This window comes from Nocardiopsis protaetiae, from assembly GCF_045446735.1.
Classification (GTDB): Bacteria; Actinomycetota; Actinomycetes; order Streptosporangiales; family Streptosporangiaceae; genus Nocardiopsis; species Nocardiopsis protaetiae.
On sequence record NZ_JBJJBV010000070.1, the window covers coordinates 1 to 25,336 of the forward strand.

At 75.2% G+C, this 25,336-nt stretch carries 20 protein-coding genes; 8 read left to right on the top strand and 12 right to left on the bottom strand.

Going from position 1 to position 25,336, the window contains the following annotated elements; genetic code table 11:
* Positions 1–1,087 (top strand): hypothetical protein (locus tag ACJOT3_RS13215; protein WP_406972410.1); only part of this gene is annotated, 1,087 nt, incomplete at its 5' end.
* A 622-nt stretch (positions 1,088–1,709) separates the two neighbouring features.
* On the opposite strand, the gene ACJOT3_RS13220 is transcribed toward ACJOT3_RS13215, so the two are convergent.
* Positions 1,710–2,306 (bottom strand): histidine phosphatase family protein, encoded by a 597-nt coding sequence (locus ACJOT3_RS13220; RefSeq protein WP_406972412.1) that lies wholly within the window; start codon positions 2,304–2,306, stop codon positions 1,710–1,712.
* 325 nt (positions 2,307–2,631) lie between these two features.
* Between ACJOT3_RS13220 and ACJOT3_RS13225 the strand changes: the two genes are divergently transcribed.
* Positions 2,632–3,591 (top strand): hypothetical protein, encoded by a 960-nt coding sequence (locus ACJOT3_RS13225; RefSeq protein WP_406972414.1) that lies wholly within the window; start codon positions 2,632–2,634, stop codon positions 3,589–3,591.
* Positions 3,592–3,825: 234 nt separating this feature from the next.
* Here the strand turns inward: ACJOT3_RS13225 and ACJOT3_RS13230 are convergent, their stop codons facing one another.
* Together ACJOT3_RS13230 and ACJOT3_RS13235 are read right to left on the bottom strand one after the other, a co-directional pair.
* A complete protein-coding gene (locus ACJOT3_RS13230; protein WP_406972415.1) occupies positions 3,826–5,871 on the bottom strand; it encodes a hypothetical protein in 2,046 nt (681 codons plus the stop codon).
* Positions 5,872–6,215: 344 nt separating this feature from the next.
* Entirely contained in the window at positions 6,216–6,845 is a 630-nt protein-coding gene (locus tag ACJOT3_RS13235; RefSeq protein WP_406972417.1) for a hypothetical protein, read from the bottom strand.
* Between the two features lie 208 nt (positions 6,846–7,053).
* Between ACJOT3_RS13235 and ACJOT3_RS13240 the strand changes: the two genes are divergently transcribed.
* On the top strand, positions 7,054–9,144 hold the full coding sequence (locus ACJOT3_RS13240) for an N-6 DNA methylase (RefSeq protein ID WP_406972419.1): 2,091 nt from the start codon (positions 7,054–7,056) through the stop codon (positions 9,142–9,144).
* Here the strand turns inward: ACJOT3_RS13240 and ACJOT3_RS13245 are convergent.
* Positions 9,104–9,748, bottom strand: a complete 645-nt coding sequence (locus ACJOT3_RS13245; RefSeq protein WP_406972421.1) for an ADP-ribosylglycohydrolase family protein — start codon at positions 9,746–9,748, stop codon at positions 9,104–9,106. The two genes, ACJOT3_RS13240 and ACJOT3_RS13245, sit on opposite strands and share 41 nt — an antisense overlap.
* A gap of 216 nt (positions 9,749–9,964) precedes the next feature.
* Here ACJOT3_RS13245 and ACJOT3_RS13250 point away from each other — a divergent pair, with 216 nt between their 5' ends.
* Positions 9,965–11,362, top strand: coding sequence for a hypothetical protein (locus ACJOT3_RS13250; RefSeq protein WP_406972423.1), 1,398 nt, complete (start codon positions 9,965–9,967; stop codon positions 11,360–11,362).
* A gap of 4 nt (positions 11,363–11,366) precedes the next feature.
* On the opposite strand, the gene ACJOT3_RS13255 is transcribed toward ACJOT3_RS13250, so the two are convergent.
* Positions 11,367–11,786 (bottom strand): YchJ family protein, encoded by a 420-nt coding sequence (locus tag ACJOT3_RS13255; RefSeq protein ID WP_406972425.1) that lies wholly within the window; start codon positions 11,784–11,786, stop codon positions 11,367–11,369.
* 190 nt (positions 11,787–11,976) lie between these two features.
* Here ACJOT3_RS13255 and ACJOT3_RS13260 point away from each other — a divergent pair, with 190 nt between their 5' ends.
* Positions 11,977–12,498: a hypothetical protein gene (locus ACJOT3_RS13260; protein ID WP_406972427.1), complete on the top strand. Its 522-nt coding sequence runs from the start codon at positions 11,977–11,979 to the stop codon at positions 12,496–12,498.
* A gap of 259 nt (positions 12,499–12,757) precedes the next feature.
* Here the strand turns inward: ACJOT3_RS13260 and ACJOT3_RS13265 are convergent, their stop codons facing one another.
* A complete protein-coding gene (locus ACJOT3_RS13265; RefSeq protein WP_406972429.1) occupies positions 12,758–13,522 on the bottom strand; it encodes a hypothetical protein in 765 nt (254 codons plus the stop codon).
* Between the two features lie 104 nt (positions 13,523–13,626).
* Positions 13,627–14,316, bottom strand: coding sequence for a DUF4352 domain-containing protein (locus ACJOT3_RS13270; protein WP_406972431.1), 690 nt, complete (start codon positions 14,314–14,316; stop codon positions 13,627–13,629).
* A 218-nt stretch (positions 14,317–14,534) separates the two neighbouring features.
* Here ACJOT3_RS13270 and ACJOT3_RS13275 point away from each other — a divergent pair, with 218 nt between their 5' ends.
* Both ACJOT3_RS13275 and ACJOT3_RS13280 read left to right on the top strand, forming a co-directional pair.
* Positions 14,535–15,266 carry a class I SAM-dependent methyltransferase gene (locus ACJOT3_RS13275; protein WP_406972433.1) on the top strand — a complete coding sequence of 244 codons (732 nt, stop codon included), beginning with the start codon at positions 14,535–14,537 and terminating at the stop codon, positions 15,264–15,266.
* A gap of 152 nt (positions 15,267–15,418) precedes the next feature.
* The gene (locus tag ACJOT3_RS13280) at positions 15,419–15,853 is read left to right on the top strand and encodes a hypothetical protein (RefSeq protein ID WP_406972435.1); all 435 of its coding nucleotides are present in this window, start codon (positions 15,419–15,421) and stop codon (positions 15,851–15,853) included.
* A gap of 17 nt (positions 15,854–15,870) precedes the next feature.
* Here the strand turns inward: ACJOT3_RS13280 and ACJOT3_RS13285 are convergent, their stop codons facing one another.
* From ACJOT3_RS13285 to ACJOT3_RS13305, 5 genes are all read right to left on the bottom strand, one after another.
* Positions 15,871–17,130, bottom strand: a complete 1,260-nt coding sequence (locus ACJOT3_RS13285; protein ID WP_406972437.1) for a TIGR02679 family protein — start codon at positions 17,128–17,130, stop codon at positions 15,871–15,873.
* Positions 17,127–21,248, bottom strand: coding sequence for a TIGR02680 family protein (locus ACJOT3_RS13290; protein WP_406972439.1), 4,122 nt, complete (start codon positions 21,246–21,248; stop codon positions 17,127–17,129). The genes ACJOT3_RS13285 and ACJOT3_RS13290 overlap by 4 nt, the downstream gene beginning before the upstream one ends.
* Positions 21,245–22,435, bottom strand: a complete 1,191-nt coding sequence (locus tag ACJOT3_RS13295; RefSeq protein ID WP_406972441.1) for a TIGR02678 family protein — start codon at positions 22,433–22,435, stop codon at positions 21,245–21,247. The genes ACJOT3_RS13290 and ACJOT3_RS13295 overlap by 4 nt, the downstream gene beginning before the upstream one ends.
* Positions 22,432–24,051 carry a TIGR02677 family protein gene (locus ACJOT3_RS13300; protein ID WP_406972443.1) on the bottom strand — a complete coding sequence of 540 codons (1,620 nt, stop codon included), beginning with the start codon at positions 24,049–24,051 and terminating at the stop codon, positions 22,432–22,434. The genes ACJOT3_RS13295 and ACJOT3_RS13300 overlap by 4 nt, the downstream gene beginning before the upstream one ends.
* Positions 24,052–24,167: 116 nt before the next feature.
* On the bottom strand, positions 24,168–24,626 hold the full coding sequence (locus tag ACJOT3_RS13305; RefSeq protein ID WP_406972445.1) for a hypothetical protein: 459 nt from the start codon (positions 24,624–24,626) through the stop codon (positions 24,168–24,170).
* A 221-nt stretch (positions 24,627–24,847) separates the two neighbouring features.
* Between ACJOT3_RS13305 and ACJOT3_RS13310 the strand changes: the two genes are divergently transcribed.
* Positions 24,848–25,336: a winged helix-turn-helix domain-containing protein gene (locus ACJOT3_RS13310; RefSeq protein WP_406972447.1), complete on the top strand. Its 489-nt coding sequence runs from the start codon at positions 24,848–24,850 to the stop codon at positions 25,334–25,336.

Consider the following 25,336-nt stretch of genomic DNA (forward strand, 5'->3'; position numbering starts at 1 on the left):
GTTCCACAGGCCCAATCCGGACCTGGCCGCGGCGATGGAATGCGTCCGCTGCCACGAGGACGGTGTGGTCAACCCGCCGGGGTGGCCGCCCAAGCCGCCCAAGCGCCGGGAGGGGCCGCCCCCGCCCACCCCGCACCCCAACCGGGACCTGCCCATCACCCTGCACAAGATGGAGTTCCTGCGGGAGGTGTGGGCCTACGTCGCCTCCAAGCAGGTGGGCAGCGACCCCGACAGCCGCTACCTCGCCCTGGTCTGCGCCCTGCGGGGCGCGATCCGCGGCGCGGTGTACCTGCTCGGCCAGGACATGCGGATCCTGCGCCTGGAGGACCCGCACGCCTCACTCAGCGATCTGATCGCCTCGGGCTGGCTGGTCACCACCCCCGAGCGGGTGATCGAGTCCCACCCCTCCGACCCGGCGCTGTGCGGCCTGCCCGACATGGAGGGCAACCCCTGGGACATCGGCCAGGGAGTGCGTTCGCGCGCCTCGGGCTGGGTGGGCCGGGCGATGGGGCACAAGAAGATGCGCAAGAAGCCCAACCGGCTCCGGCTGACCGGCACCTACCTGGCGTCGCGCGCCGCCCCCGGCGGCCGCATCCGGGTCCCCCGGGTGGAGGTCACCGTGGCGTGCGCGCTGTCGGGCCCCGACGAGCTCACCGAACTGCTCGAATGGCTGGAGCGGATCGAGTGGATCGTCTCGGTCCGCGACGACGGCGCCGTGATCGAGGCGGAGCTGGGCGAGACCACCGCCTGGCTGGCCCCCCTGGCCCCGGCGCCGCCGACCGCGCCCCGGGTCTCCCCGGCGACGACGCCGCTGGACGCCCCGGCGTCCGAACGCGCCGACGAGCTGCTGGGCGAGCGCGCCGGCGAGGTCGCGCTCTGGGTGGACCGCTACCGTTCCGACCACGGGCACGGCCCGAGCTGGTCGACGGTGGCCGAGCGGTTCGGATGGCCGCCCCGGTCGGCCCCCGACCACGACGTCACCCAGGAGATCTTCGAACGCCTGGAGCGTGAGGGCTGGCTCACCGGATTCGGTGTGCCCTTCGGCCTCAGACCGGGTGCGGCGCTCGATCGCGAGAACGCCGCGTAGACCTTTCCCCGAGCGGCGGCACCCCGCACCTCCGGTGCCGCCGCCACCGTCGGCCCAGCCCTCCGGCAGCCCCCGCGCGGAGGGCGGGCCGAGGTGGCGGGGTCCTCCATGTCCCCCCTTCATGGAAGGCCCTGCCACCGCCGGTGCACGCAGCGCAGCCACTCCCCCACTCTGCGTGCCCTTGATCGTCCGTCGGCCCCGAGGGAACCGTCGGCACATACCGCCCCTCTCATCTGGAGAAGGGGCATCGACGGTCGGGTCTTTTTCATGTCCCCTGTTCATGTGAGGACCCGGCCGTCCCCGTCTCGCACGGGTTGAGGCAAAAGGTTCCAGAGTGGCCTCATGTGGCCCCTGAGGAACCGGTGGCGTAGGCCTCACGTCAGAAGAAACGACCGACCCCGCCACGAGGGCGGGCGTCGATTCCGGTCCGTCGAGCCCCGAGTTTCCCCTGCTCACCCCTGACAGGACCACCCCTTCACCGGGGAATGCGGCGCCAGGCCAACGGCCACCCCCGGCGCCCACTTCCGTCCGGTCCTGACCGTCGGTGGGAGATCCGTCCCTCCCCCGCTCCGGTCCCCGGGCGCACCCTCCCGGCACGCCCCCGATCCCCGGCCCCGGGCCGTCACGGCACCAGGTTCCAGGAGGAGACCACCGGCCGGTCGTGTTCCCGGTCCAGCGTGCACACCGCACCGGTACCCAGGGAGAACAGCGCCCCCGCCCGGCCGTCCAGGCCCAGCCACCGTGCCGTGAGCACCCGCAGCACGTGCCCGTGCGCCACCAGCACCGTGTCCGCCGCCCCCGGCGTGCCCACCTCCGCGGCCGCCGACGCCAGCACCCGGTCGACCCGCACCGCCACCTCCTCCACCTTCTCGCCGGGGTGCTCGGCGTCGCCCGGGACCACCCCGTCCCGCCACAGGTCCCAGCCGGGCCGCTCGCGGCGGATCTCGACGGTGGTCACCCCCTCGTACCCGCCGTAGTCCCACTCCTGGAGGTCGGGGTCGGTCCGTGTCACGGTGAGCCCGGCGAGTTCGGCGGTGCGCACCGCCCGCCGCAGCGGGCTGGCGATCACCCGCCCGATCGTTCGCCCGGCGAGCAGCGGCCGCAGCGCCGCGGCCTGCCGCTCCCCCTCTTGTGTCAGCGGGACGTCCGTGCGGCCGGTGTGCCGCCGCGTCCTGCTCCACTCGGTCTGCCCGTGCCTGACCAGTACCCATGCGCCCATGGTCGGTGTTGTGCCCAGCCCTCGCCCTCGGCACTCCGCCCGCCGGGGTACGGGGGATCCGGGCCCCCGGCCGGGTGCCCGTCGCACCACGCGCCGCCGCTCCGGCGCCACTACGCTGGTATCCCGTGCCGCCCGCCCGGGACGGTGCACCCGAACCGACGATCCGAAGGACTTACGGGGTCACTCCCCGATGTCCCGTGCTGCTCACCCGAAGCGGCACACCCATCCGAACCGACCTGAAGGACTTGCGGGGTCACTCCCCGGTGTCCCGTGCTGCTTACCCGGAGCGGCACACCCATCCGAACCGACGACCTGAAGGACTTGCGTGGCCACTCACGGTTTCGCTGCTTACCGACTGTGGGCGGCCCCGCCCGGACGCCCGGACGACCACCCCGCGGTGGACCGCCTCGACGACGAGGGGACCGACCTGCTCGACCTCCTCCACGGCGCCGTGCGGGAACTGCAGGAGAGCCCGGTGACCGACCCCGAGCGCCGTTCCCACCTGTCGGTGGGCGACCACCGCCGGACCGGCGACCGCGAGATCGAGATCCGGCTGGACTACGGCAGGTTCGGCACCCCGGGCACCATCCGCAGCGTCGCCGAGGACCGGGACCCCTACCATTACGGGGCCCAGGAGGCCGCCACCACCCACCTGCGCGCCCTGCTGGTGGTGCCCCGGGGCGGCGCGCACGCCCTGGCGATGACCGAACGCCACCAGGGCCGGGGCGCCGGGACCATCCTGCTGGACCACCTCAAACGCTGTGTGGACGCCCGCCTGGGCGGGCGCCTGTCGCTGCGCTGCGCCCCGCTGTCGGACTCGGCCGCCTACCGCAGGTTCCTGGAGGGCGCCCACGCCGTGAAGGTGGAAGTCGTGGAGGTCACCCGCGGCGCCGACCTGTTCAACCTGGAGGATCCCCGGCCGATGGGGACCTTCCGGCACGTCCTGACCCCGCCGTCGGGCCAGCGCCACCTGCCCGCACCGCTGACCGAGCAGATCCTGGCCCGCCGGGTGGACCTGGCGGGGCTGTTCCACCTGCGCAGCGCCGACAACGTCACCGAGGTGCGGCTGACCCTGCGCGACGGGGCCCGGCAAAAAACGGTGGTCCTGGACGACGGCGGGACGGCCCCGCCGCTGACCCACCTGCTGGCCGAGGACGGGGCGCCGCGCCCCTCCGACGAGGCGGCCTACCGGCGCATGCGCGAGGTCGCCGCCGAGGCCCCGCTGCCCTGGGCCGACCCGGCCCCGCCCGCCGACTCCGGAGCCCTCCTCCCCGACCGATCGTGAGGATACGGACGGCACCGCTCATGGGTTCCGGTCCGCCGACCGGCCGACGCCCCGGCCGTCCCCGCCGTCCGCACATCGGCTCGTCCCCGGCCCCGGCCCACCGCGCCGGCTCGGGCGGCACGGGCCCGCTCCGGCCCGCCTCCACCCCCGCACGCCGGGCCCGCCACCCGTGCGGTGTCCACCGCGCGGGGCCGGGCGAAGGAACCGCCCGGCCCGCCTCCGCCCTCCGCCGGGCTAGGCGGTGCGGTCGCGGGCCGGGGCCAGGCCCAGGGCCTCGCGCAGCCGTTCCCCCTCGTCCGGACCCAGCCCCTCCCGGGTGCACGCCTCGGTCAGCGCGCGGTCCAGGCGCGCCGCCCGGCGGGCCACCGCGTCCGGGTCGGCGTCGGCCAGCCCGGCCACCGCGCACCCCAGCGCGTACACCACCTCTCCGAACCCGGCGCCGTCGGCCAGCGCCGCCCGCAGCCACGGCCGCAGGGCGGCGCGCACCCGTTCGTGCGCCCCGAACTCCAGCAGCGCGTACCAGGCCGAGCCCAGCAGCCGCTCCCCCTCTTCTCCGGGTTCGCGCAGGTGGCGGGCGAGCAGCACCGGCACCCCGTCTGCCTCGGCCGCCACCAGCCCCTCCAGCAGGCGCACCCCGGCGTCGGCCCGCACCGGCGAGGTCGACCCGGTGTTCCAGGGCAGCGCCCCGCCGATCCACTCCAGCGCCGCCCGCACCAGCGCCGGGTGCAGGCCCTCGTGGCGGGCCAGCTCACGTAGCGCCGCCTCGGCGTCCTCGTCCACCTCCACCAGCCATTTGAGCCGGGTCAGCGCGCCCACCGGGTCGGCCTTACCGTATTCGGCGCACACCCGCGCCACCACCCGGGCCGTCACCACCGACGCGGGCGCGCGGGCCTCCTCGTACAGGCGCTCGCGCAGCGCCCGCGCGAACCGGGGGTGCACCAGTGCCGCCGAGGACAGCGCCACCACCGCGTCGACCAGCTCCGACTCCCCCACCCAGGCGTCGAACAGCCCCACCAGGGCGGTCGGGGCAGCGCACCGGTCGAACAGCGAGAACAGCCGCGCCCCGATCCGGTGCGCGGTCTCGGGGCCGCGGCGCACCGCCTCGGCGGCCGCCCACCGGACCAGGCCCGCCCGCACGCCCGGGTGTTCGGCCCACAGGTGTTCCAGCACCCGGTCGGCGCGGTCCTCCCGTTCGAAGAGCACCTCTCCGGCGGCGGTGCGCCGGGCGCCCACCCGTTCCAGGGTGGGGCCGATGCCGACCCCGGCGATGCCGTCGGTCTCGCGGGGTTCCACCCCCAGCTCTCCGGCCAGGCCGCGAGCGCCCTCCAGGGCGGCCTCGACCGGTTCCCCCTCCAGGACGGCCAGAGCCGCGACCACCACCCGGCTCCACACCCCGTCGGGGCCGGTGGCGTCGGCGAACCAGGCGGCGACCTCGCCGCCGCCGCGGTGGCGTTCCCGGATCAGGGCGATCTGCTCCAGCTCGCCCGCCCCGCGTTCGCGGCCGGTGAGCACGGCGTGCGCGGTCCGGGCCAGGGCGGCCGCCTCCCCCGGGGTCGCGCCGCGCAGCATCCCGCAGCCGTCGAGTTCGCGCGCCCAGCGCGCCGCCCGGTGGCGGTCGCCCAGCAGGCACCCCAGGTGGGCGGCCAGCACCTCGCGCCGTTCGGGCGGCCGGGCCCGCAGGTGCACGGCGCCGGGGATGGGGGCGACGTCCCACTGGCCGGGGTCGGCGATGACCACCAGTGCCGCCCCGCCGTGGGCGGCGACCACGGCGAAGTCGCCCAGCGCGCGCAGGAACACGTCCGGCAGCGGACCGGCCCCGGACACGTCCACCAGGTAGCCGCGGCCCTCCTCGGGCCACACCCCCTGGAAGGGCTCGTCCTCGTCGGTGTCGGCCATCAGAGGCCGCACCACCAGCCCGGCCCGGGACAGGGCGGCCACGGCGGTCCCGGTGCGGCCCTCGCCGGGCAGCCCCAGGACCACCCCGCAGCCGGGGCCGCCCTCGCGCAGCCCGGCGCACAGTTCCGCGAACCCGGCGCCGTCCCCGGGCACGAAGGAGGAGGCCGTGAACTCCTGGTGTTCGCGCAGCAGCCAGCCCAGGCCGACGCGTTCGGAGGCGGTGAGCCGCACGTCCTCCATCACCAGCGCGCAGTGCAGGACGCCCTCGACGCCGTCGCGCACCGCCAGCCGGCCCCGCCCGCCCTCCACCGGCAGCGCGGCGTCCAGCGGTGAGCCGGGGACGATGCGGACGAGTCCCTCACCCGAACCCGGTGCGACGGCCACGGACCCCTCCAAAGAGAACCTCCGGGCACCCGCACGCACCCGAAGGACAGCATCGTAGGCCACGGGCGGGCACCGCGGGGCGGTGTCGGGGGATCGCCCGGTGGCCGCACCCGGCCGACCGGGGCCGGTCCGGCCGGGTGCCGTACCCTGGCGAGCCCCGCCGCACCGAGAAAACCGAGAAAGCGGACCCGGGCCACATCCCGGCGGACACCGGCCGGGCCCCGGCGGACCCCGACCGGACCGCGGTGGCTCACCCTGGCCACACCACGAAGGCGGACACCGGCCGGGCCACGGCGACAAACCCCGGCCGCATCGCGGCGGCGGTTCCCGGCCGGGGTGAGCCGTCAGGCCCCGCCCGCCGCCTCCGGGGGCGGCCACATCTCCCCCTGGCGTTCGCTCCAGAACCGCCCGGCCGCCTCCAGCGCCACCAGGTCGTGGCCGTCCGGTTCCAGCCCGGCCTCGCCGCGCAGGCGGGCCCGTCCCACCAGGGGGCCGATGTCGTACACGCTCGCCCCGGCCAGCGACTCGCCCGGGTGGGCCAGCAGTTCCCGGGCGGCGATGTCGTGGCAGTGCAGCGCCCGCGCCGGGTCCCCGTCGGCCTCGAACAGGTCGGCCAGCAGCCCGGCCGGGCCCGGCTGCAGCCCCCCGGCCCGCAGCAGGTCCTCCACCATCCGCTCCGACTCCGCCCCCCGCCCCTGCTCGCGCAGGTCGCGGGCGATCTCGATGACGGCGTACTGGGCGTCCTCGGGGGCCGGCGGGTGTTCGCGCAGGGCCTCCAGCAGCCGCAGCCCCTGCTCGCGCTCGCCCTCGTGCAGGAGGTGTTCGGCGGTCTCCACCAGAATGGTCCCGGCCTCGTCCGGGTAGCACTGCAACTCCCGGAGCAGCCCCTCGCGCAGATCGAGTTTCTCCAGGCTCTCCGCCAGGGCGGCGGGAACCGTTGCGGGGTAGGACGCCCCGATCGTGTCATCGGCCATGGAAACGAAGCTAGACCGCCAGGGGCCGCCGTGTGGGGTGTTCGTCCGAATCGGGACCGGTGGCTTCCCGTCCCGACTCCGGAATCCCCGCCCGGACCGCCGTATGTGAATCTGATCAACCACTCTTTCGGATGTGTCCGGACCGGTGTTCGGAAGCGCATGTGTACACTCGTGACCTGTTCGTTCGCCAGCGTGGATGGGACGGTTCATGGACACCGGTGACGTGGAGGTGACCTCGGCCGACATCGCCAGGATCGCCGGGGTGAAACCCACCGCGGTCAGCAACTGGCGGCGCCGCCACGACGACTTCCCGCGCCCCGTCGGCGGCACCGACCGCAGCCCCAGGTTCGACCTGGCCCAGGTGGAGCGCTGGCTGTCCGCCCACCGGGGCGCCCCCAGCATCGACCCCGACCAGCGCCTGTGGCAGGCGGTGGACTCCCTGCGCTCGACCATGCCCACCGAGTCCGCCCTGGCCTGGGTCGGGATCCTGCTGCTGCACCTGCACCGCCACCACAGCCCGCCCACCGCCGAGACCGCCGATCCGGCGGTCCTGTTCGACGCCGCCCGCACCGGGTTCGCCGAGTCCCTGGCCGCCGCGGGGCTGGAGCACCTGGGCGGGGACGACACCCCGCCCGACGCCCACCTGCCCGTCCTGGCCGACGCTGCCGTGCGGGCCGCCCAGGGCAGCGACCCGGCCCGAGCCTTCGAACGCCTGCTGGCCCGCCTGGACCAGCGCGCCCCCTCCGGCTCCCACACCCTGCCCTCCGCCCTGGCCGACCTCATGGTCCGCCTGGCCGGACCCGCAGGCGGCGACGGCACCGTCGCCGACCCAGCCTGCGGGCGCGGCGAACTCCTGCTCGCCGCGGGCCGCGCCGGACGCTCCCCGCTGCACGGCCAGGACCGCGACGCCCCCTCCGCCCGGCTGGCCGCCCTGCGCGCCGGGTTCGCCGACCTGCTGGACCGCCGCCTGAGCCTGGTGGTCGACGACGCCCTGCGCTCCCCGGCGCTGCCCGCGGACGGCGCCGACACCGTCCTGTGCGCGCCGCCGTTCGGCGAACGCAACTGGGGGGCCGAGGACCTCGCCGAGGACGAGCGCTGGGTGTACGGGAGCCCGCCGCGCCTGGAGTCGGACCTGGCCTGGGTCCAGCACTGCCTGACCCTGGCCCGGCCCGGCGGCTCCGTCGTCATGGTGATGCCGCCCGGCGCCGCCGCCCGCCCCTCCGGCCGCCGCATCCGCCGCGAGATGCTGCGCGCGGGCGCGTTCCGGGCCATCATCTCCCTGCCCCCCGGCCTGGCCGCCCACTACGCCGTCCCCTTGCAACTGTGGGTGCTGCGCCGCCCCGAACCCGGACGGGCCCCCGGCCCGGTCCTGCTCGCCGACACCTCCCCCCACGACCCGGGCGCCCCCGCCGACGAGGCCTCCGTCGTCGCCCTCGTCGACCGGCTGTGGCAGGGCTTCCTCGACGACCCCGCCGGGACCGTCAAGCCCGGTGTCGCCCGCAGCGTCGACGTGGTGGACCTGCTGGACGAGGACGTCGACCTCACCCCGCGCCCGCGCCTGCCCGTCCCCCGCACCGCCGCCGTCGACCTGGAGTCGTTCGCCCGCGACCGCCGCCGGGTGGAGTCGGCCCTGCGCACCCTGCGCACCCTGGTCCCCCAGCCCCCCGAGGAGGAGCCCCGCGCCGAGCCCACCCGGGTGGTCACCCTGGCGGAGCTGGCCAAGGCCGGATCGGTGACGATCCGCCGCCCCGCCGCCCGCCGCGCCGACTCCGACCCCCGGACCGGCGGCCCCCGGATCACCGCCCGGGTGATCTCCGGCGAGGACGTCGCCCGGGGCCGCGCCGCCTCGGGCAGCGAGGAGGTCGACGCCGACCCCATGCGCAACCCCCCGGTCCAGGAGGGTGACGTGCTCATCCCCGCGGTGACCGCCCGCCCGGTGGCCCGGGTCGCCACCGAGGCCGACGCCGGCGCCTACCCGGGTCCGGGCCTGTACGTGGTGCGCACCAACCCGGGCGCGGTCGACCCGTGGTTCCTGGCCGGGTTCGTCACCAGCACCGCCGAGAGCCGCACCATCGCCCGGGTCAGCAGCAGCATGCGCGGCAGCCTGCGCGTGGACCCGGCCCGGATGCGCCTGCCGGTCCTGCCGGTGGAGGAGCAGCGCCGCCACGGGGAGATGTTCCGGCAGGTGGAGCGGTTCCGCGACGCCCTGCACGAACTGGACGCCCTGGGCCAGGGCCTGGCCGCCCGGAGCGTGGACCTCATCGCCGGCCGCTGGGCCCCGGGCCCGCCCACCCCCTGACGCCGTCGCCGCCCGCGGCGAACGCCCACTCCGGCAGCGGTTCACAGGCCGCCCGCCACGCGGGCGGCACCCCGGCACCGCCGGTGCGGGCGGCCACCACCCCGCCCGCGATCGCGCAGGTGGTGTCGCGGTCGCCGCCGCCGGCGACGGCCGTCCACAGCGCCTCGACCTCGTCGTCGAGGTGCCCGGCCGCGCACCACAGTGCGAACGGCACGGTGTCCTGCGCCGACATCGCCGCCCCGTTGCCGTGCGAACCCTCGCCGCCGAACTGGGAGCGGGCGGCCTCCTCCCAAGGCTCCCCCGCCGCGACCGCCCGCAGCAGCCGGTGCATCGACGGCCCGTAGCCCCGCGAGGGGTCGTAGCGGTCGGCCAGGTCGCGGGCCAGTTCGTCCTGGACGATCCGGCCGTGGGCGGACAGCACCGCGAACACCGACGCCGCCATCGCGGTGTCGTCGGTCCACTCCCAGGGCGGCTCCGGGATCCGGCGCCCCGCGACCGCCTGTTCGGCCTCGTCCGCGGGCAGGAAGAACCGGTCCCCGAAAGCGTCTCCCAGTGCCAGCCCGCGCAGACTCCGTTCCGCGCGTACGATCCGCTCCGCCGCCACGGCGCCTTCCCTTCCGGCCCCTCGCCGGGCCCGTCCGATGGGCGAGTCTACGCTCGGCGGAACCGGCCGTCCGGTCCCTTTTGCCGACGAACGCGGCGTTCTCCACCCCCGCCACCCGGGTTTTCCATACCAATGTCGTGGAAAACCGCACGCGACCCGGCCTCGGAGCGATAGAGAAGGTGACGTCGGTTCCCTCCTCGTAAGGAGAATCCGGGAGTGGACACGCCCTCTCACCACCCGCCCCCGCCGGACCCGCCCCGGGTCTCGGCCCGCCCGGTGCGCCTGCACCCGCGAACACAGCTGGCCTTCGCCGCCTCGCACTGCCCCCTGTACGCCAACGCCCTGGCCCTGGCCCGCTGGACGGGGCCCACCGTCCCGGTCACCGCACGGGGGTTCCCCGACACCCCGCTGATCCACGAGGCCGTGCGCACGCTCTCCCTGTGGCCCGCGGGCCCCTCGGCGGACGGCCCCGTCGGACCCGCCGGACCGGGCCGCGACGACCCGCCCACACCCGCCTTCGCCCTGCCCTGGTGGGAGGCGGTCCGGCTGGGCATGGTCGAGCTCGCCGCCGGGCAGGCCCGCCCCGCCCCCGACCTGGAGGAGCGGGCCCGCGACCCGCGGCAGATCCTGCTGTGGTGGAGCGACATGTTCGAGACCACCGTCGAGGGCGCCCGCGGCGACCTGACCACCACCGAGCCCGGCACCACCGGCCCCGACCTGCTCCCCCTGGTGCTGCGCTCCCTGTACGAGGCGCCCGACCGCTCCCGGATCCCCCTCACCGACCTGATCGCCGCGCTGCTGGCCGACCCGGGCACGGTCCCCGTGACCGCGCGGATCCGCCGCCGCCTGCCCGACCTCCTGCTGCACATGCTGTGGCAGCTGGCCGAGACCGGGGCGGTCCACCTGGACCACCGCCGCCCCGGCGGCGGCCCGTGCCTGGTGCGGCTCACCCCGCTGGGCCGCTACGGGGTGCGCCAGATCCTGCTGTCGGTGGGGGTCCCGGCGCCGCTCGTCGACGACATCGGCAAGGTGGAGGCCGGTGCGTTCCTCGACTCGGTGCGGTCCTTCTCCCCGGACGGGAGGATCATCGCGATCGACTCCTGGCTGGCCGCCCGCTCCCCGGCATGCGCCCTGCGGGAGGTCTGCGAGGCGGTCGACCGGCCCGGGATGGAGCTGCGCCGCTGGGACGGCGCCGCGGTCCTGGACCTGGTCAGCTCACACCTGGGCCCGCAGCTGCGCGGTCTGCTGACCTGCGACCGCCCGGCCCGGGCGCACCTGGCGGCCATCGTGCTGCTGGGTTCGCGGATGCTGCGCCAGGACGAGATCGACCGGATCATGGCGGGCCGCGGCCCGTGGGTGATCGTGGACATGCTCGCGGCCGCGCTGTCCGCCGGGGAGGACGGCCTGGCGGACTTCCTCGTCTCCCCGGCCACCGGCGGGCTGGAGTCCCTCATCCTGGACGATGTGGACCGGCTGCGCCGCACCGACCACCCCGACACCGTGGAGGTCCTGGAGGCGCTGGGCCGCGTGCACCCCGACCCCGAGCGGGCGGCCCGGTCCCGCACCGCCGCCTTCCTGGCCCGGGCCCTGCGCCGCCCGGACCACCCGGGGTGAGCGCTCAGGCGGGCAGGGCGTCCACGTAGACCCAGGCGCCGTCCACGCGGGCGAAGCGGCTGTGCTCCACCATCTCCCCGTCCCGGCCTCCCTCCCGGTAGCGGGCGCGGAACCGCACCGTGCCGTCGGTGTGGAAGGGGGTTCCGCCGCCGGTCTCCAGGATCTCCAGCCCCGTCCACTCGGTGCCGGGGTCCGTGTCCACCCGGGCCGGGCGGGTGTCGGGGTGCCAGGTGCGCTCCAGGTAGGCGCGGTCCCCGACGGCGAAGGCGCTGTAGCGCGAGCGCATGAGCGCCTCAGCGGTGGCCGCCGCCCGCTCGCCCCGGTGGGCCGGTCCGCAACAGGACCCGTACGCCCCGCCCCCGCAGGGGCAGGGGTCGGTGTCCGGGGGGCGGCGGGTGCTGGTGCGTGTTCTGCGCTGCGACATCCCCCCATTGTGGCGCCCCACGCGGCCGGGGAAATCCCTTCGACCCACGGCCCCCGCCGCCGTTAGGGCCGCCGGGTCCCGCCACCGAGGGACCGGCCCATCTGCACACCCCCTTGCGCCCCTCCCGGTAACGGCATCTACTCCACACCGACGGCACCGCACACCGGTCCGGTACCGGTACAACTGGATCATGGTCTCTTTCCCGGGCTCCCCCGGCGCCTCCGATACCCCGGACTCCCCGGACCTGCCCGACGAGCTGCTCCCCGGCGCCGATCCCTTGGCCCTGCTGGCGGACCCCGCCGCCGTCCCCGACCGCGCCCACGAGTACGCGGCGGCCGTCCGCGACCTGGTGGGCGAGGTGGAGGCGCTCGGCGCCCTGGGCGAATGGGCCGCCGCCGAGTCCCTGGCCCGCCGCGCCATCGTCCTGATCGACCGCACCGTCCCGCTGCTGGCGGACCCCGCCACCCCGGCCACCGAGGCCGACGCCCTGGTCCCGCTGCACGCCGCCGCCTGCGCCCGCGCCGCCCTCGACCCGGTCGAGGTCGCCCGGTGGCTGCTGACCGCCCAGACCAACGGCCAGGAGGTGCCCGCCGTCTCCGCGGACGCCTACACCGACGCCCTGGGCCCGGAGGGCACCGCCGCCTACACCGCGTCCCTGGCGGCCCTGCGCGACCTCGACCCCGCCACCGCCGCCCGCCTGCACACGGGCTGACCGCCCCGGCCACCCCGGCGAACGCACCAGGGACTCGAACTCCGGGTCGGCGAACACCGCCCGTTCCGGCCACAGCCAGGCGTCCTCCGGGTCCGGTGTGGGCAGCGGGGGCGTTTTCTTGCCCACCTTTCCTGTTGTTCTGGGGAGGGAGGGATGAACCGATTCCGCACCTTTATGGCGTAGATCAGGGATTTCCCTTGTTTTTTCGGGAAAAGCCAGCGCGGGGGCGCCCGGCCCGGTACGTTCGGGAACGCGGACGTCATCCCTGTTCGGAGGGCACCGGTTCCACTCCCCAGCGCTCCCGAACCATCCGTGTGAACTCGTGCCACCACGGACCGGTCAGATCCGTGAACGTCCGACCGGCCACCTCCATCGACCAGCCGTCGGGGCCGGTGACGACCAGCCCGTCCAGGCCGGGGGCGATCGCGATCCCCGCCTCCTCCGCCTCCCGTAGGCGGCTCCGGAGCCGGCGCTCGCGGGCGCGGCGCCGACGATCGGCCTCACCGCGGGAGGGCACCCCGGCCCTGACCTGCGCCCAGGTGCGCTCCGCGTGGCAGGTCCCGTAGTCCGCCACCAGGGCCAGGTCCGGGGTGACCGTCGCGTAGAACCCCGAGTAGGCGAAGGAGACCCGGCCCTGCGCGTTGCGCGACCACCGCCCGCGCCCGGCGAAGTCCGCGATCATCGCCCGCAGGGACGCCTCGGCGCCGGCCCGACCGACCTCCTGCCCGTGAACGCCCAGGAAGCGGTCGACGGCATGCCGGGTGACGCCCAGGGTGGAGATGTCGTACTCGTCCACGGGACAGGGGTCCGGGTTCACCGGGGCCTCGGGGCGGGACCGGGTGATGCCGAAGCGGGCGGGGTCGGGGCGGGCGGTGGTGTACCCCGGGCAGTCGGACGTACGGCACCAGCCGTCGGCGTGGTCGGTGGGCTCGCCGCAGGGCGTCCCGTCCGCCCGGTAGCGGCCGCAGGTGCGCCGGGGCCTCCGGGGGCCGGGGCGGCGGGCCAGGTCGCGGGGGTCGGCCATGGTGTCCTCACTCTCTCGGGGCCGGTGGGGGTGGGTTCTCGGGGCCGGTGGGGCGGAGCCCGGGCGGGGCGGCGGGCGGACCCCGCCGCCCCGCCCGGTGACGGTCATCCGACCTCGGCGGTGTAGGTGTCGCCCAGGCCGAACGCCCCGGAGAACTCCACACTCGCCGGGGCGATGGAGCCCTTGACGGTGATGACGCCCTCGGCCCGCTGGCCCGGGGAGAGGGTGAGGGTGTCGATCTGGTCCTCGGCCATGCCCAGGCCGTCGATCGTGTCCTTCTTGGTGCCGTCCTCGGCGACGACGGAGAAGTACAGCGGGTTGACGTCGACGTCCTCGTCCCCGCGGTTCTCGACGGTCACGTACACGCTGGTGTAGTCGCCGCCGTCGTGGAGGATGCTCGGCGCGAACTCGTGGCGGGTCGCGGTGAGGACCACCGGGGCGTCCGCGGCGGCCTCCTCGGCAGGCGCCTCCGCCTCCTCCCCGGCGGGCACCTCCTCGGCCTCCGGGGCGCTCTCCCCGCCGGTGGCGGCCGGCCGGTCGGAGTCCTGCGGGGCGCCCGAGGCCAGCAGGGCGGCGCAGCCCACGAAGGCGAAGAGCAGGCAGAACAGGACGGCGCAGCCGACGCCGAACTTCGCGCCGGCCGACATCCCCGTGCGGGGCTGCGGGTGGGGTCCGGGCACGCCGTAGGGGGCCTGGCCGGGCTGTGGCTGGTGGGTCATCGGGTGCTCCGGTGGGTGCGGGTCGGTGGGGGCGCGGACGTGCTCGCACATCCGGCGTTCTCGGACGGCTTCCAAGTGGCCCCACTGTACACGATGCCATGTGAACTATGTCAACCACATTCACTTCACAGAGGAACCGCAGGGACGCCAGAGCCCCCGTGAGACCCGTAGAAAAGAAAAGGGAAAACACGCCACCGACACCCCGGGAGTAGGCTTTTCCAAGCGCGCACTCTCCCTTTTCCAGGGAGACCACCAATGCCCCACAGGGCCCCTGAACAGGAGGAACAGAGAAAATGCCGACAGTCGAATGGAATCGCAAAACCTGGGGCAAAGCGCACTCCTGGGATAAGAACGGCGACGAGTGGTCCTTCATGGCCGCCTATTGCGGACAGCCCTACGAGGAGTGGAAGTCCTCCCTCATCGACACCCTGCTCGCCCCGGGCGCCTCCCGCGGCCCCTCCCTGGAGATCGGTCCCGGCCACGGCCGCTGGACCGAGCACCTGCTGGAACGGTCCCCGCACGTGTGGATCGTGGACGTCAACGAGACCTGCCTCGACCACTGCCGGGAACGGTTCGCGGACCACCCCGGCCTGCGCGTCCACCGCACCGCCGACTGCGGCATGGAACCCGTCCCGGACGCCTCCATCGCGTTCGTGTGGTCCTTCGACGTCTTCGTCCACCTGGACCCGGACGTCATCACCGGCTACCTCGCAGAGATGTCCCGGGTCATGGCGCCGGGCGCGACCGCGGTCGTCCACCACGCCGGCAAACCCGACTGGTCGCTGCGCCTGGCCCCGGCCACCCGCCGCACCGGGCGCCCGGGCCGCATCGCCCAGCGCTGGATCAGCCAGCGGCGCTGGCGCGACGACGGCAACCGCTCCGACGTCTCCCCCGAGGCCTTCGCCCGCTGGGCCGCCGACCGCGGCCTGGAGGTCGTCGAACAGCGCGGCTCCTGGGGCGACCGCGGCCAGTACACCGTCGCCAAGTACCGCGACCGCATCACCGTCCTGCGCAAGCCCGGCTGACCGGGGCCCCGCGGCCCGGCCGGAGCCCGGGGCGCCCGGCCGGTCGGCCCGGCCGCGCCCCGCGGGCTCCGGTCACGGGCGCCGCACGGCCCCTCCGAATTCGGCCTGTGGACAACCCGATCCGGGCAGGTCGGGGCGCACATACTCGGACCATGTTGACCTCACGTGCCCGCATCCTGCTGTCCGCCCTCCTGAGGGACCTGCCCGACCGACACCACGTCCTCACCCTGTACACCGGCCAGACGGCGGCCACCTCGATCGTCCTGCACGACCGGGGCTGGGACATCGAGCACCCGCCGGTGGTCGAACAGCTCTCCGCCATCGTGGCCGGCGGCCGCGGCGCCGCCGTGATCCTGCGCAGTTCCACCCAACGGATCTCCCACACCCTGCCCGACGGGACCGCGGTCCCCGTCAAGGTCGTCCGCGGCTGGCAGGCCGCCGACCACGCCCTCGTCCCCCTCGACGAGGCCCAGATGTTCGACGCCCACTGCACCGACGCCGCCTCCGGCGAGCCCATCCCGCCCGAACACGGCGTGGAGTTCGCCCCGGCCCCGGCCGTGGACCTCTCCGCCTTCCACACCCGGTGAGCCCCCGTCCCGGCCGGTCACGGTCGGCCGAGTCCCCGGGTGGAGAGCAGGTCGGGGAGCAGGTCGACGAGGACGTTCTCCTCCTCCACCCGGACCCCGCGCGCGGCCATGGCCTCCGCCAGCGCCGGATCCCAGGGGGTCGGCGCCGGGGCCCCGCCCAGGGGCCTGCCGGGCCGGGCCGCCGCGGCGGCCGCGTAGTCGGCGGCGGCGAATCGCCAGGGCTCCCAGGGGACCTGGCGGGCCAGGGCGGTGGCGATGCGGATCCCGCCCCGGTCGAAATCGGCGTGCAGCCGCAGCCGTGCCCCGCCGTCCGCGGCGGAGCGCAGCAGGGTCAACGCGGCCGCGCTCGGCTCCCCCTGGAGACAGACCAGGGGAGCGCAGCGGGCGCCCCACCGGTCGGCCGCGGCCGCGACCACCGCGGGATTCTCGCACACCGAGACCCGTGTCCCCGCCCAGTGCACACAGTCGGGTTCGGCGACGAGCTGGCGCAGGGTCACCACCGCGGGCTGCCCCGCTCCCGCCAGGGCCAGCAGTGCCCGCCCGGTGGCCGTCCCCGGGTCGCCGGGCAGGCCGAGGACCAGGACCGTAGAGGACAGTTCGTCCTTGAACACCCCCACCGAGGCCCACACCCGGCGCCGCCACGCGGCCCCGCTCCCCTCGGCCTCTCCACCCAGCAGCCGGGCCGCGCCCAGGACCAGGGTCGCCACCGACCGGTCGTCGTCCAGGGCGTGGGCGTCGCCCAGGACCCGCGCCGCCAGTCCGGACAGGGCCGTCCCGTCCGCGGGCAGGGCTGCCACCACCCGGGCGACCGCCTCCACCAGGGCCGACGCCTCCTCGGGCCCCGGGGCCATGCGCCGGACCCGCCCGTCCCGGCGCACCTGCTCGCACCACCGCGCCAGCGGTGGATGCGGACCGCAGACCTCTTCCAGGGGGACGAACACCCGGTTCCACACCTCCTCCTCGCGTTCCCGCTCGGCCTCCAGGGGAACGACCGGACCGGCCAGGAGCTCGACCGCGGCGGCCAGTCCGTCCGGGCAGGCCCCGCTGTCCCGCAGCAGCGCGTCGATCCGCTCCAGCCGAACACTCACGGTGCCGCCGCTCCCCGGGGTCCGACCCACCAGGGCGGCCAGGGCGGACCGCTCCCCGGCGGTCGCGTCCTTGCGGGTCACCGTCCCGGTCAGGGGTCTGCCCTCGCGCAGGCGGCGGTGCGCCCGCTCCAGCAGCCAGGCGGTGTCCGGGGTGCCCAGCAGGCGCCGCAGCCGGGGCAGGTCGCTCACTCCCACAGCCCCTCCTGGCCGTTGCCCGGTGCGGCGGCGATGACGGTCCCCTCCCGGTCCGGCGCCCCTGGATCGCCGGGATCGGCCGCCCGGAAGCGTTCTCTGCCGTTCCATTCCCAGCGGGTGACCAGCACGGCGGGAACCCCGTCCATCCTGGACAGCTGGGCGATGGCCAGTCCCGGGACCTGCGGGTAGCACCCCCATTCGCGTTCGCTGGTCATCACCACGTCCAGGTCGAAGGCGCGCAGCAGGCCCAGGCACTTGGCGCGGGAATCGTCGTCGACCCCGGCGAAGGCCTCGTCCAGCATGATCAGGCGGGGGGCGTGCGGGTTGCCGGCGGTGGCGTAGTAGGAGGACGCGGCGGAGAACAGCGGGACCGAGGCCGACAGCACCCGCTCGCCGCCCGAGGCCGGGCCGGTGGCGCTCTTCCACTGGCCGTGCTGGTGGCGTTCGACGGCGAACCGGTGCCAGGAGCGGTAGTCCAGGGCCCGGGCCAGGCGGTCGAACCACGGCGACCCCGAATCGCGTTCGCGTTCGATCAACCGTTGCAGGAAGTCCCCGACCGTCTCCCGGTCGTCGGCCGACCAGGCGTCCGCGGTCTGGCGCAGCAGGCGGCCGCGGGCGGCGGCCAGTCCTTCGGGGGCGTCGCGGTCCAGCTTCCACACCAGCCGCAGTCGCATGCCGGTGCTGGTGGGGCGTTCCCTGAGTTCCGCGTTCATCCGCTCCACCTGGGTCTCGGCCGCGGTGATGAGGCCGTGCAGGGTTCCGGCGACCTCGGTGAGCAGGTGGTTCTCCAGTACTTCGCGTTCGCGGGCCGAGAGCAGGGCACGACGGGCCGCGACCTCCTCGGCCAGCGCCCCGGCGAGGGCGTCGACGGATCGCTCCCGCCCCTGGAAGGTGACCCGGACGACGAGGGCGCCCGCCTCGGGCCAGGAGGCGGCGCTGTGCCCGTGCCGGGACAGTGCGTCCTGGAGGTTCTTGAACTGCTGGGACAGGCTCTTCTGCAACCGGTCCCAGACGGGGTCGGCGTCGTCGGTCTCCTCCAGGGCCCGGTCCACGGCGCGGGCCAGACGCACGGCGGGGTCGGGCGCCCAGGTGCGTGCGGGGTCCGGGACCTCCAGCTCGGGCAGGGCGACACCGAGCAGGCCGGTGGCGGCGAACGACCGCAGCCCTTCGATGGACTCGGCGCGGGTGCGGGCGCATTCGGCGATGTCGTCGTCGAGGCGTTCCAGCAGTCCGGCGGCGCGGCCGCGCCGGTCCAGGGCGTCGGCGTGTTCGGCCCGCAGCGCGCGGTCCCGCTCGCGGCAGTGCGCCAGCTCCCGGGAGACCTGTTCGAGCCTGGCGTTCAGCTCGGCCACCGCGGCCCCGACCGTCTCGGCGAGCGTGGTGCGGCGCTCGGCGGCCTCCTCGGCCTCCAGGCGCAGCCGCTCGGTGCGCTCCGCCAGCTCGGTGGCGAGCCGCTCGGTGCGTTCGGCCCGCTCCCGGGCCTCCTCCAAGTTGCGCAGGGTGTCGCGGCGCAGGTCCAGTGCGGGCCACAACCCGGCCAGGGCCACCCGGTAGGAGGACAGCGCGTCGCGCTGTTCGGTGAGCCCCGGCCCGTCGGCGGGGGTTCCGAGTTCCTCGCAGGTCTGGGCGAGGACGGCGCGGGCCGCGTCCCAGTCGGTCCGGGCGCGCTCCAGCTCCTGTGCGCGCTCGTGCCTGCGGCGGGCCAGGGACACCCCGGCCCGGACGATGTCGGCAAGGCGGGCGTGGGCACCGCGCAGAGCGGTGTCGTCGGGCAGGGTGTCGAGTTCGGAGCGCAGGGTGCGGCGGCGTCCGTCCAGTTCGGCCAGGGCGGTGTCGATATCGGCCAGCCGCCACCCGATGCCGTCGAGTTCGTCGGCGATGGCGCGCAGGCGGTCGCGTCGGGCCTGCTCCCGGGCACCTTCGCCGAGGTGGCGCGCCTCCTCCTTGGTCCAGCCGCCGCGCAGGGCACCGATCCGGAACCTCCCGTCGACGGTGACCCAGGTGGTGACGTCGGGCCGGTCGTCGGCGCCGATGGAGGACAGCAGCGCGGCGATCCGCTCGGTGGGGACCGCGCGGGCGCCCGGGTCGCCGGGGTCGACGGCGGGTCGCAGCAGCAGCCCCAGGTGGTGGCCGGGCACCGGGTCTCCGGGGAGGACGAAGGCGTCGTACCCGTCGGCCGCGTTGAGGGAGCCGTCGGGGCCCACCCAGGCGTCGAGCAGGCCGGCGGCCTCCAGGGCGGCCTCCAGCCGGGCGCGTTCCCCGGGGGCGAGGTGGTCGGCGAACTCGACGAGCCGCCACAGAGGCGCCCCCGGCCGACCGTCCTCCCGGGAGGCGGTGCGGGTGTGCGGCACCGGTGGCGGGGCCGGGCGTCCGCTCTCCAGCCGTTCCCGTTCGTCCTCCAGGGCCGCCCGGGTGTCGTGCAGGTCGTCGCGTTCGCGGCCCAGCCCGGCCTCCCGCCCTGCCAGCTCCGACTCGACCCGGTGTGCGCGGTGGTTCAGTTCCCGGCGCGCGGGATCGGGGCCGTCCAGGGTGGCGGCCCAGTCCGCGAGCCGGTCGAGCAGCCCGGGCAGGCCGTCGACGCGCAGTTCGGTGCAGGACTCCACATGCCCGCGCACGGCCGCGACCTGCCCCCGCACGGCGTCGTCGAGGTCCTGTTCCGCCTGTGCGCGGGACTCCTCCAACTCGGCGGTCTCACCGTCGACGTCCTCCAGCCGGGTGCGGGCCCGCCGGTGCTCCTCGCGGGCGGAGTCCGCGGCGCCGATCAGGGATTCCGTGTGCTCCAGGGCTCGGCCGCGCCATCCGGCCAGCTCCTGCGCGGCCCGGCGGGTGTCCTCGGGGTGGTCGGGCACGAACGGGTCGACCCCGTCCCGGTGCCGGTCGGCGATCCCGGCGGCCCGCGCCGCCGAGTCCGCCTGTTCCCGGGTATCGGCGAGCCCGACCCGTGCCCGTTCGGCGTCTCGAGCGGCCTGGTCGAAGCCGCTCCGGGCGCTCTCGGCCTCCTGCCCGGCGCGATCGGTGTCGAAGGCGGCCCGGGCGGCCTGCTCGGCGGTGCGGTCGGCGTCGATGCGCGCCCGGTCCAGCTCGCGGGCGCTGTCCATCTCGGGGCTGCGCCGCAGCGACTGCTCCTGGCCGTTCAGGCGAGCCACCCGGGAGTTCAGCTCCTGAACGTGGGAGTCGACCAGGTCCAGGTCGGCCCGGGCCCGCTCGTGCTCGGCGGCGGCCGCGGCACGGTCGGCGGTGAGCTTCTCATAGCGGGAGTGCTCGCGGCGGGGCGCGCGGGCGGCGCGTCTGGCCGCCACCCGGGTGTAGTGGCGGTAGTGGCCGAGGAAGGCGGAGGAGGCGGTCTCCGCCTCGACCATCGCCTGTAGTTCGTGCTCGTCGTCCTCCAGCTCCCGGTAGGCCTCGGCGACATCGGCGATCACCGCCTGGTCGACCGGCGGCAGGGCCTCGGTGAGGGCGGCCGACAGCGCGGCCTCGCTGGGCCGCTTGGACAGCTGCGGCTGGCGCAGTTGGATCAGCAGGTCCACCAGGGAGGCGTAGCGCTCCTCCCCCAGTCCGAAGAGGGCCTCGTCGACCGCCCGGCGGTAGTCTCCCGCGTTCTCATAGACCATGCCGTGGCCCTCGACCGCCTCGATCAGGCGGTCCCGGGACAGGGCGGTACCGGTGGCGTCCAGAAGGCCGAACCCCTCGGGGGAGCCGATGCGCCGGGTGGTGGAGAAGAACCAGCGGCGGGCGATACCGCGCCCGGCCACGGCCTTGAGGCCGCAGCCCAGGGTGCGGTACTCGCGGGTGCCGTCGGCGTCGCGGCGGCCGAACTCGATCCAGGTGTAGCCGAGCCGTTCGTCGTGCGGGTACTCACCGCCCAGCAGGAGGTTCCACTCCATGCGCTTCTTGGGGTCGCCGTCGGGTTCGACCCGGTGGGCGGAGATCTCCCCGTCCAGCAGGAAAGGGAGGGACAGGGCGAGCACCTTGGACTTGCCGGTGCCGTTGTTGCCGCGCAGCAGCAGCCGGCCGTCGCGGAAGCGGAACTCCTCGTTCTCGTAGTAGAACAGGTCGACGACGCCCAGGCGCAGCGGCTGCCAGCGCTCCCGCTCGGGTTCGGGAAGGGTCACGGGGTCTCTCCCTCGGGGGTGGTGACGACGGGGTCGGCGACGGCGTAGCGGGCCAGGGCCGGGCGGGCCCGGACGGTCGGGGAGCCGTCCGCGGTCGTGAGCGCGACCAGGTCCAGCGCGCGCAGGCGCTCCACCGCGGCGGCCACCAGCGCGGGTTCGTTGCCCGGGGCGCGGGCCGACTTGGCCCAGTAGGAGGCGTGTTCGTCGGCGAGCTCGCGCACCCTGGCGGCGAGTTCGTCCAGGGTGAGCGGGCGTCCGGCCGCGGCCAGGTGCTCGGCCAGCAGCAGGGTGGCGTGCCCGGTCGTGCCCTGCTCGGGCATGCGCGCGTCGGTGAGGTCGTCCCGGGGGTCGACCATGGCGATGCCCTCGGCGCGCACCTCGGCCACCAGGCCGGTGAGCTCGTGGATCCGGCGGGTGATCGCGCCGCGCTGGCCGGTGAGGTAGGCCTGCTCCTCGCCGGTGAGGGTGTCGAAGTACAGGACCGGGTCGTCGAGCAGGCGCCGGGTGAGCCGGTGGCGGATGGCGGTGTTGCGCAGGTCGTCGCTGTCGAGCTGGTGGGCGACCCCGTCCTCGACCAGGGCGGCGAGCCGGTCGCAGTGGTCCTCGTGGGGGATGGTGGAGGGGCCCCGGGCACCGGCGAGCAGGGCCGCCAGGACACGCCGGTCCACGTCGTAGAGGGCGTCGCCCTGGCGTCCGACGAACGCCCCCTCGTCGCCGGCCACCCGGGCGAGCACCCCCAGCTCGACCAGCAGGCGCACCACCGCCACCAGGTCCATGCGCTGGTCGCGGGTGGCCAGGGTGAAGCCGAGGTCGGCGAACTCGGGAGCCGACGCCTCCAGGACGACCTGCTCGGCCATCCGGCCCAGGGCGGTCTGCGCCTCGGCCCGCTCCAACACCGCCAGGGCCAGGCAGAACAGCACATAGCGGCGCCGGTCGAAGGCCTGTCGGCCCCGGCCTTCCTCCCGGGCGGGGTGGGTGGCGTTGCCGGGGTCCCCGGGGACCTTGTGCAGGCGCGCGGTCTCGGTGTCCGTGTACAGCCGCCAGCCGGTGTTGCGGTCGAACCACCGCCGCAGCTCGTGCAGGTACTCCCGGACCAGGCGGAACTCCTGCGGGTGGGCCGAGGCGCGCAGCAGGGGCCGGGAGAGCAGCGCCCGCGCGGCCCGGTGCAGGCCTTCGGGGGTGTTCATCGGGATCCGCCCCCGGTCAGGTCGACGATGTCGACGAGGTGGTCCGGTCCGTGGAAGGTGCCGTCGGGTGTGCGCACGATCGCGGTGCGGCCGTCGGGCAGGGCGCTCAGGCGGATCTCCATGGTGCCGTCGTTGCTGGTGGCCGTGGTGCGGGTGGTTCCGTGCCCCCAGCCGGCGAGGGCGTCGCCGAGCAGTTGGAGGAACAGCCCGAAGGCCGCCGGGTCGAGTTCGCCCAGATCCGACAGGCGCACCGGACCCTGCGTGGCGAGCCGGGCGCGGGCCGCGGCGATCTCCTTGGCCTGTTTGCGGGCCAGTTCGGCCAGGTAGCGGCGTTCGTCGCTGCGGTCGATGACCTTGCGGGCCCGGCCGCGGCGTTCGTAGGAGCCGGTGCGGCGCAGGCGCGGGCTGATGGTGATCGACTCGTCCTCCTCCCAGGAGGTGGCGGGGGGCACCGGATCGCGCTCGCGGCGCTCCGCGGTGTCGGGATCCACGACCAGGTGACGTGCGGGATGCAGGGCGAAGGCCGTGCGCCACAACCGGTGGCGGGCGTCGTCGTCGGGGGCCTGGACGAACCAGCGGGCCAGGGTCCGGAAATCCGCCGACCGGTCGGAGCGGCCGGTACGGCGCTCGTTGATGACCGCCACCACGCGCAGGAGCTGGGGGACGGCGCCCCGGGCCGCTACCCGCAGCCGCTGCGACTGGGCGGGGGTGTCGGGTGTGGACAGGAACCAGGAGCACAACCCGTCCCAGCGGTGCCGCCACTGCTCCAGGGCCCGCTCCAGCGCCCATTCGGCGTCGGGTGCGTCCGCTCCGGGGGCCTGCCCCGGAGCGGCGTCGGCGGCCTCGCGCCGGGCGGCGATCCACAGCAGTTCCTCGGCGGGAGCGGGCCCCGTTCCGGTGCCGTTGAGCTCGATGAGCAGGGCGGAGATCTCACCGCCCCGGGTGATGAGGTCGCCGATGAACCGCTCCAGGTAGGCGATGAGCCGGTCCTTGTAGGCCAAGAACGCGTCGACGTCGGCGTCGTGCAGGTCGATGGTCCGCTGGAGCGACCCCATGAAGGCGCTGGCGTTGTCGGCCAGCTCGGCGAACCGGGCAACCAGTCCGTGCAGGGTGAGGTGGACGACGGCCTCGTCGGGGGACTCCCGGGAGACCGCCTCCAGCAGCGCGCGCAGCTGGGTGGCGATGTCGGCCAGGGCGACCGCCTGCAGCGCGCCGGTGGCGCCCAGGGCCCCGTCGTAGACGGCCAGGGCCCGCTCGGCGGCCTCGCCCTCCCGGGTCAGCTGGTAGATGTGGCGGCGCCGGTAGAAGTCCTCCACCGCGGTGACGCGCTCGGTGTCGGGGTCCTCGCGCAGGTTGCCCCACGCGTTCAGCCGGGTGAGCGCGTCGGCGACCGGGTCGACGGCGGTGGGCCGGACGGCCTCGGGGAGTCCGGCGTGGACCTCCTCGGGGCGCAGGTGCACCCGGAACTGCTCCTTGGCCCGCACGAACACGCCCATCACCGCCCGGTACAGCCCGCTGTTGGGGGTGGTGAGGTGGGCGAAGACCTCGTATCGGGCACCACCGGGCATGGGCGCACCGCCCTGCGCCGCGGCTCCGGGGTCGGGGGAGGAAGTCATCGCTGCCAGTATTCATCCCTTCCCCGGCCGGGGTGCGCCGTTCTCGGGAAACTCCTCCGCCGCCTGCCCGATGATCAGGCATGACACCCCATGGCCGGATCCGGACACCGTAGGACTCACGGAGGCGGCACCGCACCCCACGGGACGAACAGCAGGGTGGCCGCGCCGCACAGCGGTGCGCCGACCACAGCGGCTCTGACGACGAGAGGAGAGGACACCCAGGGGTCGTCCAGCGGTCCGCCCTCCCACGATGCCTCCCCCGGCTCGCGCGGATTCGATGGCCGCGGGCGGTTCCCGCGGAGCGCATGGAGGATCGCCGCGTGTTTCATCCGGCCATGGGCTTCGTAACGGCAGCCACGCCACCGACCCCTGACGTTCATGCGGCAGGACTGTACGCGGCGAGTGGGCGCACCGCACCTGACCTTCTGGAAGAAGAGGACGTACACCGCCAACACGAACGGAGCCAGGAAGAACAGGGCCCAGGCCTGTTGGAGGCCGGTGAGGAGCATGACCGCCAAGGCCGCCAGGGTCTCCTTCCAGGGCAGGAACGGTCCTACGTCCTGTCCGGTGGGCACGGCGCCTCCTCTTCCCCTGCATTCCCCTGTGTGTTCGTGTCGGGCCGGGAGTCTACCGCCGTCACGTCGAAGATCCGGCCCCGGCGCCCCTGACAGGGCCGAGCCGTGGTGCCGCCCCGGCCGAGGCCAGGTGGTCATAGGCGGCCAGGACCAGATCGCGGGTGCGATACTGATCTTTGATGTGTGGGTTGACAGCCGAGCGAGCTGGGAAAACCCTGGCCATGGAGCTTCCCCTCTCCTCTCCCCGCACTCCTGCCGAGTACGAGAAACGACGCCTGGTCGCCGCGGAGCTGTTCGACCAGGGCGAGCTGTCCCAAGCCGCGATCGCCCGCCTGCTCGGCGTGAGCAGACAAGCCGTCCACAAGTGGCACACCGCCTGGAAGAACGAGGGCCCCGCCGCGCTGGCCGCCCGGCCCCGCGGCGCCGAACCCTTCCTGAACGGCGAGCAGGAGCGTGCCCTGGCCGCCCTGCTCGACTCCAGCCCCACCGAGCACGGATGGCCCGACCAGTCCTGGACCCTGGACCGGGTCAACCACCTCATCAACGAACGCTTCCACGTCGCCTACGCCGACCCCTCCGGGGTGTGGCGACTACTGCAACGTATGGGCTTCTCCCACCAGGTGCCCGCGACGCGGGCCGCCGAACGCGATGAGGAAGAGGTCGACCGGTGGCGCACCCAGGTGTGGCCCCGGGCCAAAAGAGGACGCTGA

Bases quoted from the DNA above. Each gene is read 5' to 3' on its own strand.
- ACJOT3_RS13220 (WP_406972412.1), bottom strand. From the start codon at position 2,306: ATGGGCGCATGGGTACTGGTCAGGCACGGGCAGACCGAGTGGAGCAGG.
- ACJOT3_RS13235 (WP_406972417.1), bottom strand. From the start codon at position 6,845: ATGGCCGATGACACGATCGGGGCGTCCTACCCCGCAACGGTTCCCGCC.
- ACJOT3_RS13240 (WP_406972419.1), top strand. From the start codon at position 7,054: ATGGACACCGGTGACGTGGAGGTGACCTCGGCCGACATCGCCAGGATC.
- ACJOT3_RS13255 (WP_406972425.1), bottom strand. From the start codon at position 11,786: ATGTCGCAGCGCAGAACACGCACCAGCACCCGCCGCCCCCCGGACACC.
- ACJOT3_RS13260 (WP_406972427.1), top strand. From the start codon at position 11,977: ATGGTCTCTTTCCCGGGCTCCCCCGGCGCCTCCGATACCCCGGACTCC.
- ACJOT3_RS13265 (WP_406972429.1), bottom strand. From the start codon at position 13,522: ATGGCCGACCCCCGCGACCTGGCCCGCCGCCCCGGCCCCCGGAGGCCC.
- ACJOT3_RS13275 (WP_406972433.1), top strand. From the start codon at position 14,535: ATGCCGACAGTCGAATGGAATCGCAAAACCTGGGGCAAAGCGCACTCC.
- ACJOT3_RS13280 (WP_406972435.1), top strand. From the start codon at position 15,419: ATGTTGACCTCACGTGCCCGCATCCTGCTGTCCGCCCTCCTGAGGGAC.
- ACJOT3_RS13295 (WP_406972441.1), bottom strand. From the start codon at position 22,435: ATGAACACCCCCGAAGGCCTGCACCGGGCCGCGCGGGCGCTGCTCTCC.
- ACJOT3_RS13300 (WP_406972443.1), bottom strand. From the start codon at position 24,051: ATGACTTCCTCCCCCGACCCCGGAGCCGCGGCGCAGGGCGGTGCGCCC.
- ACJOT3_RS13310 (WP_406972447.1), top strand. From the start codon at position 24,848: ATGGAGCTTCCCCTCTCCTCTCCCCGCACTCCTGCCGAGTACGAGAAA.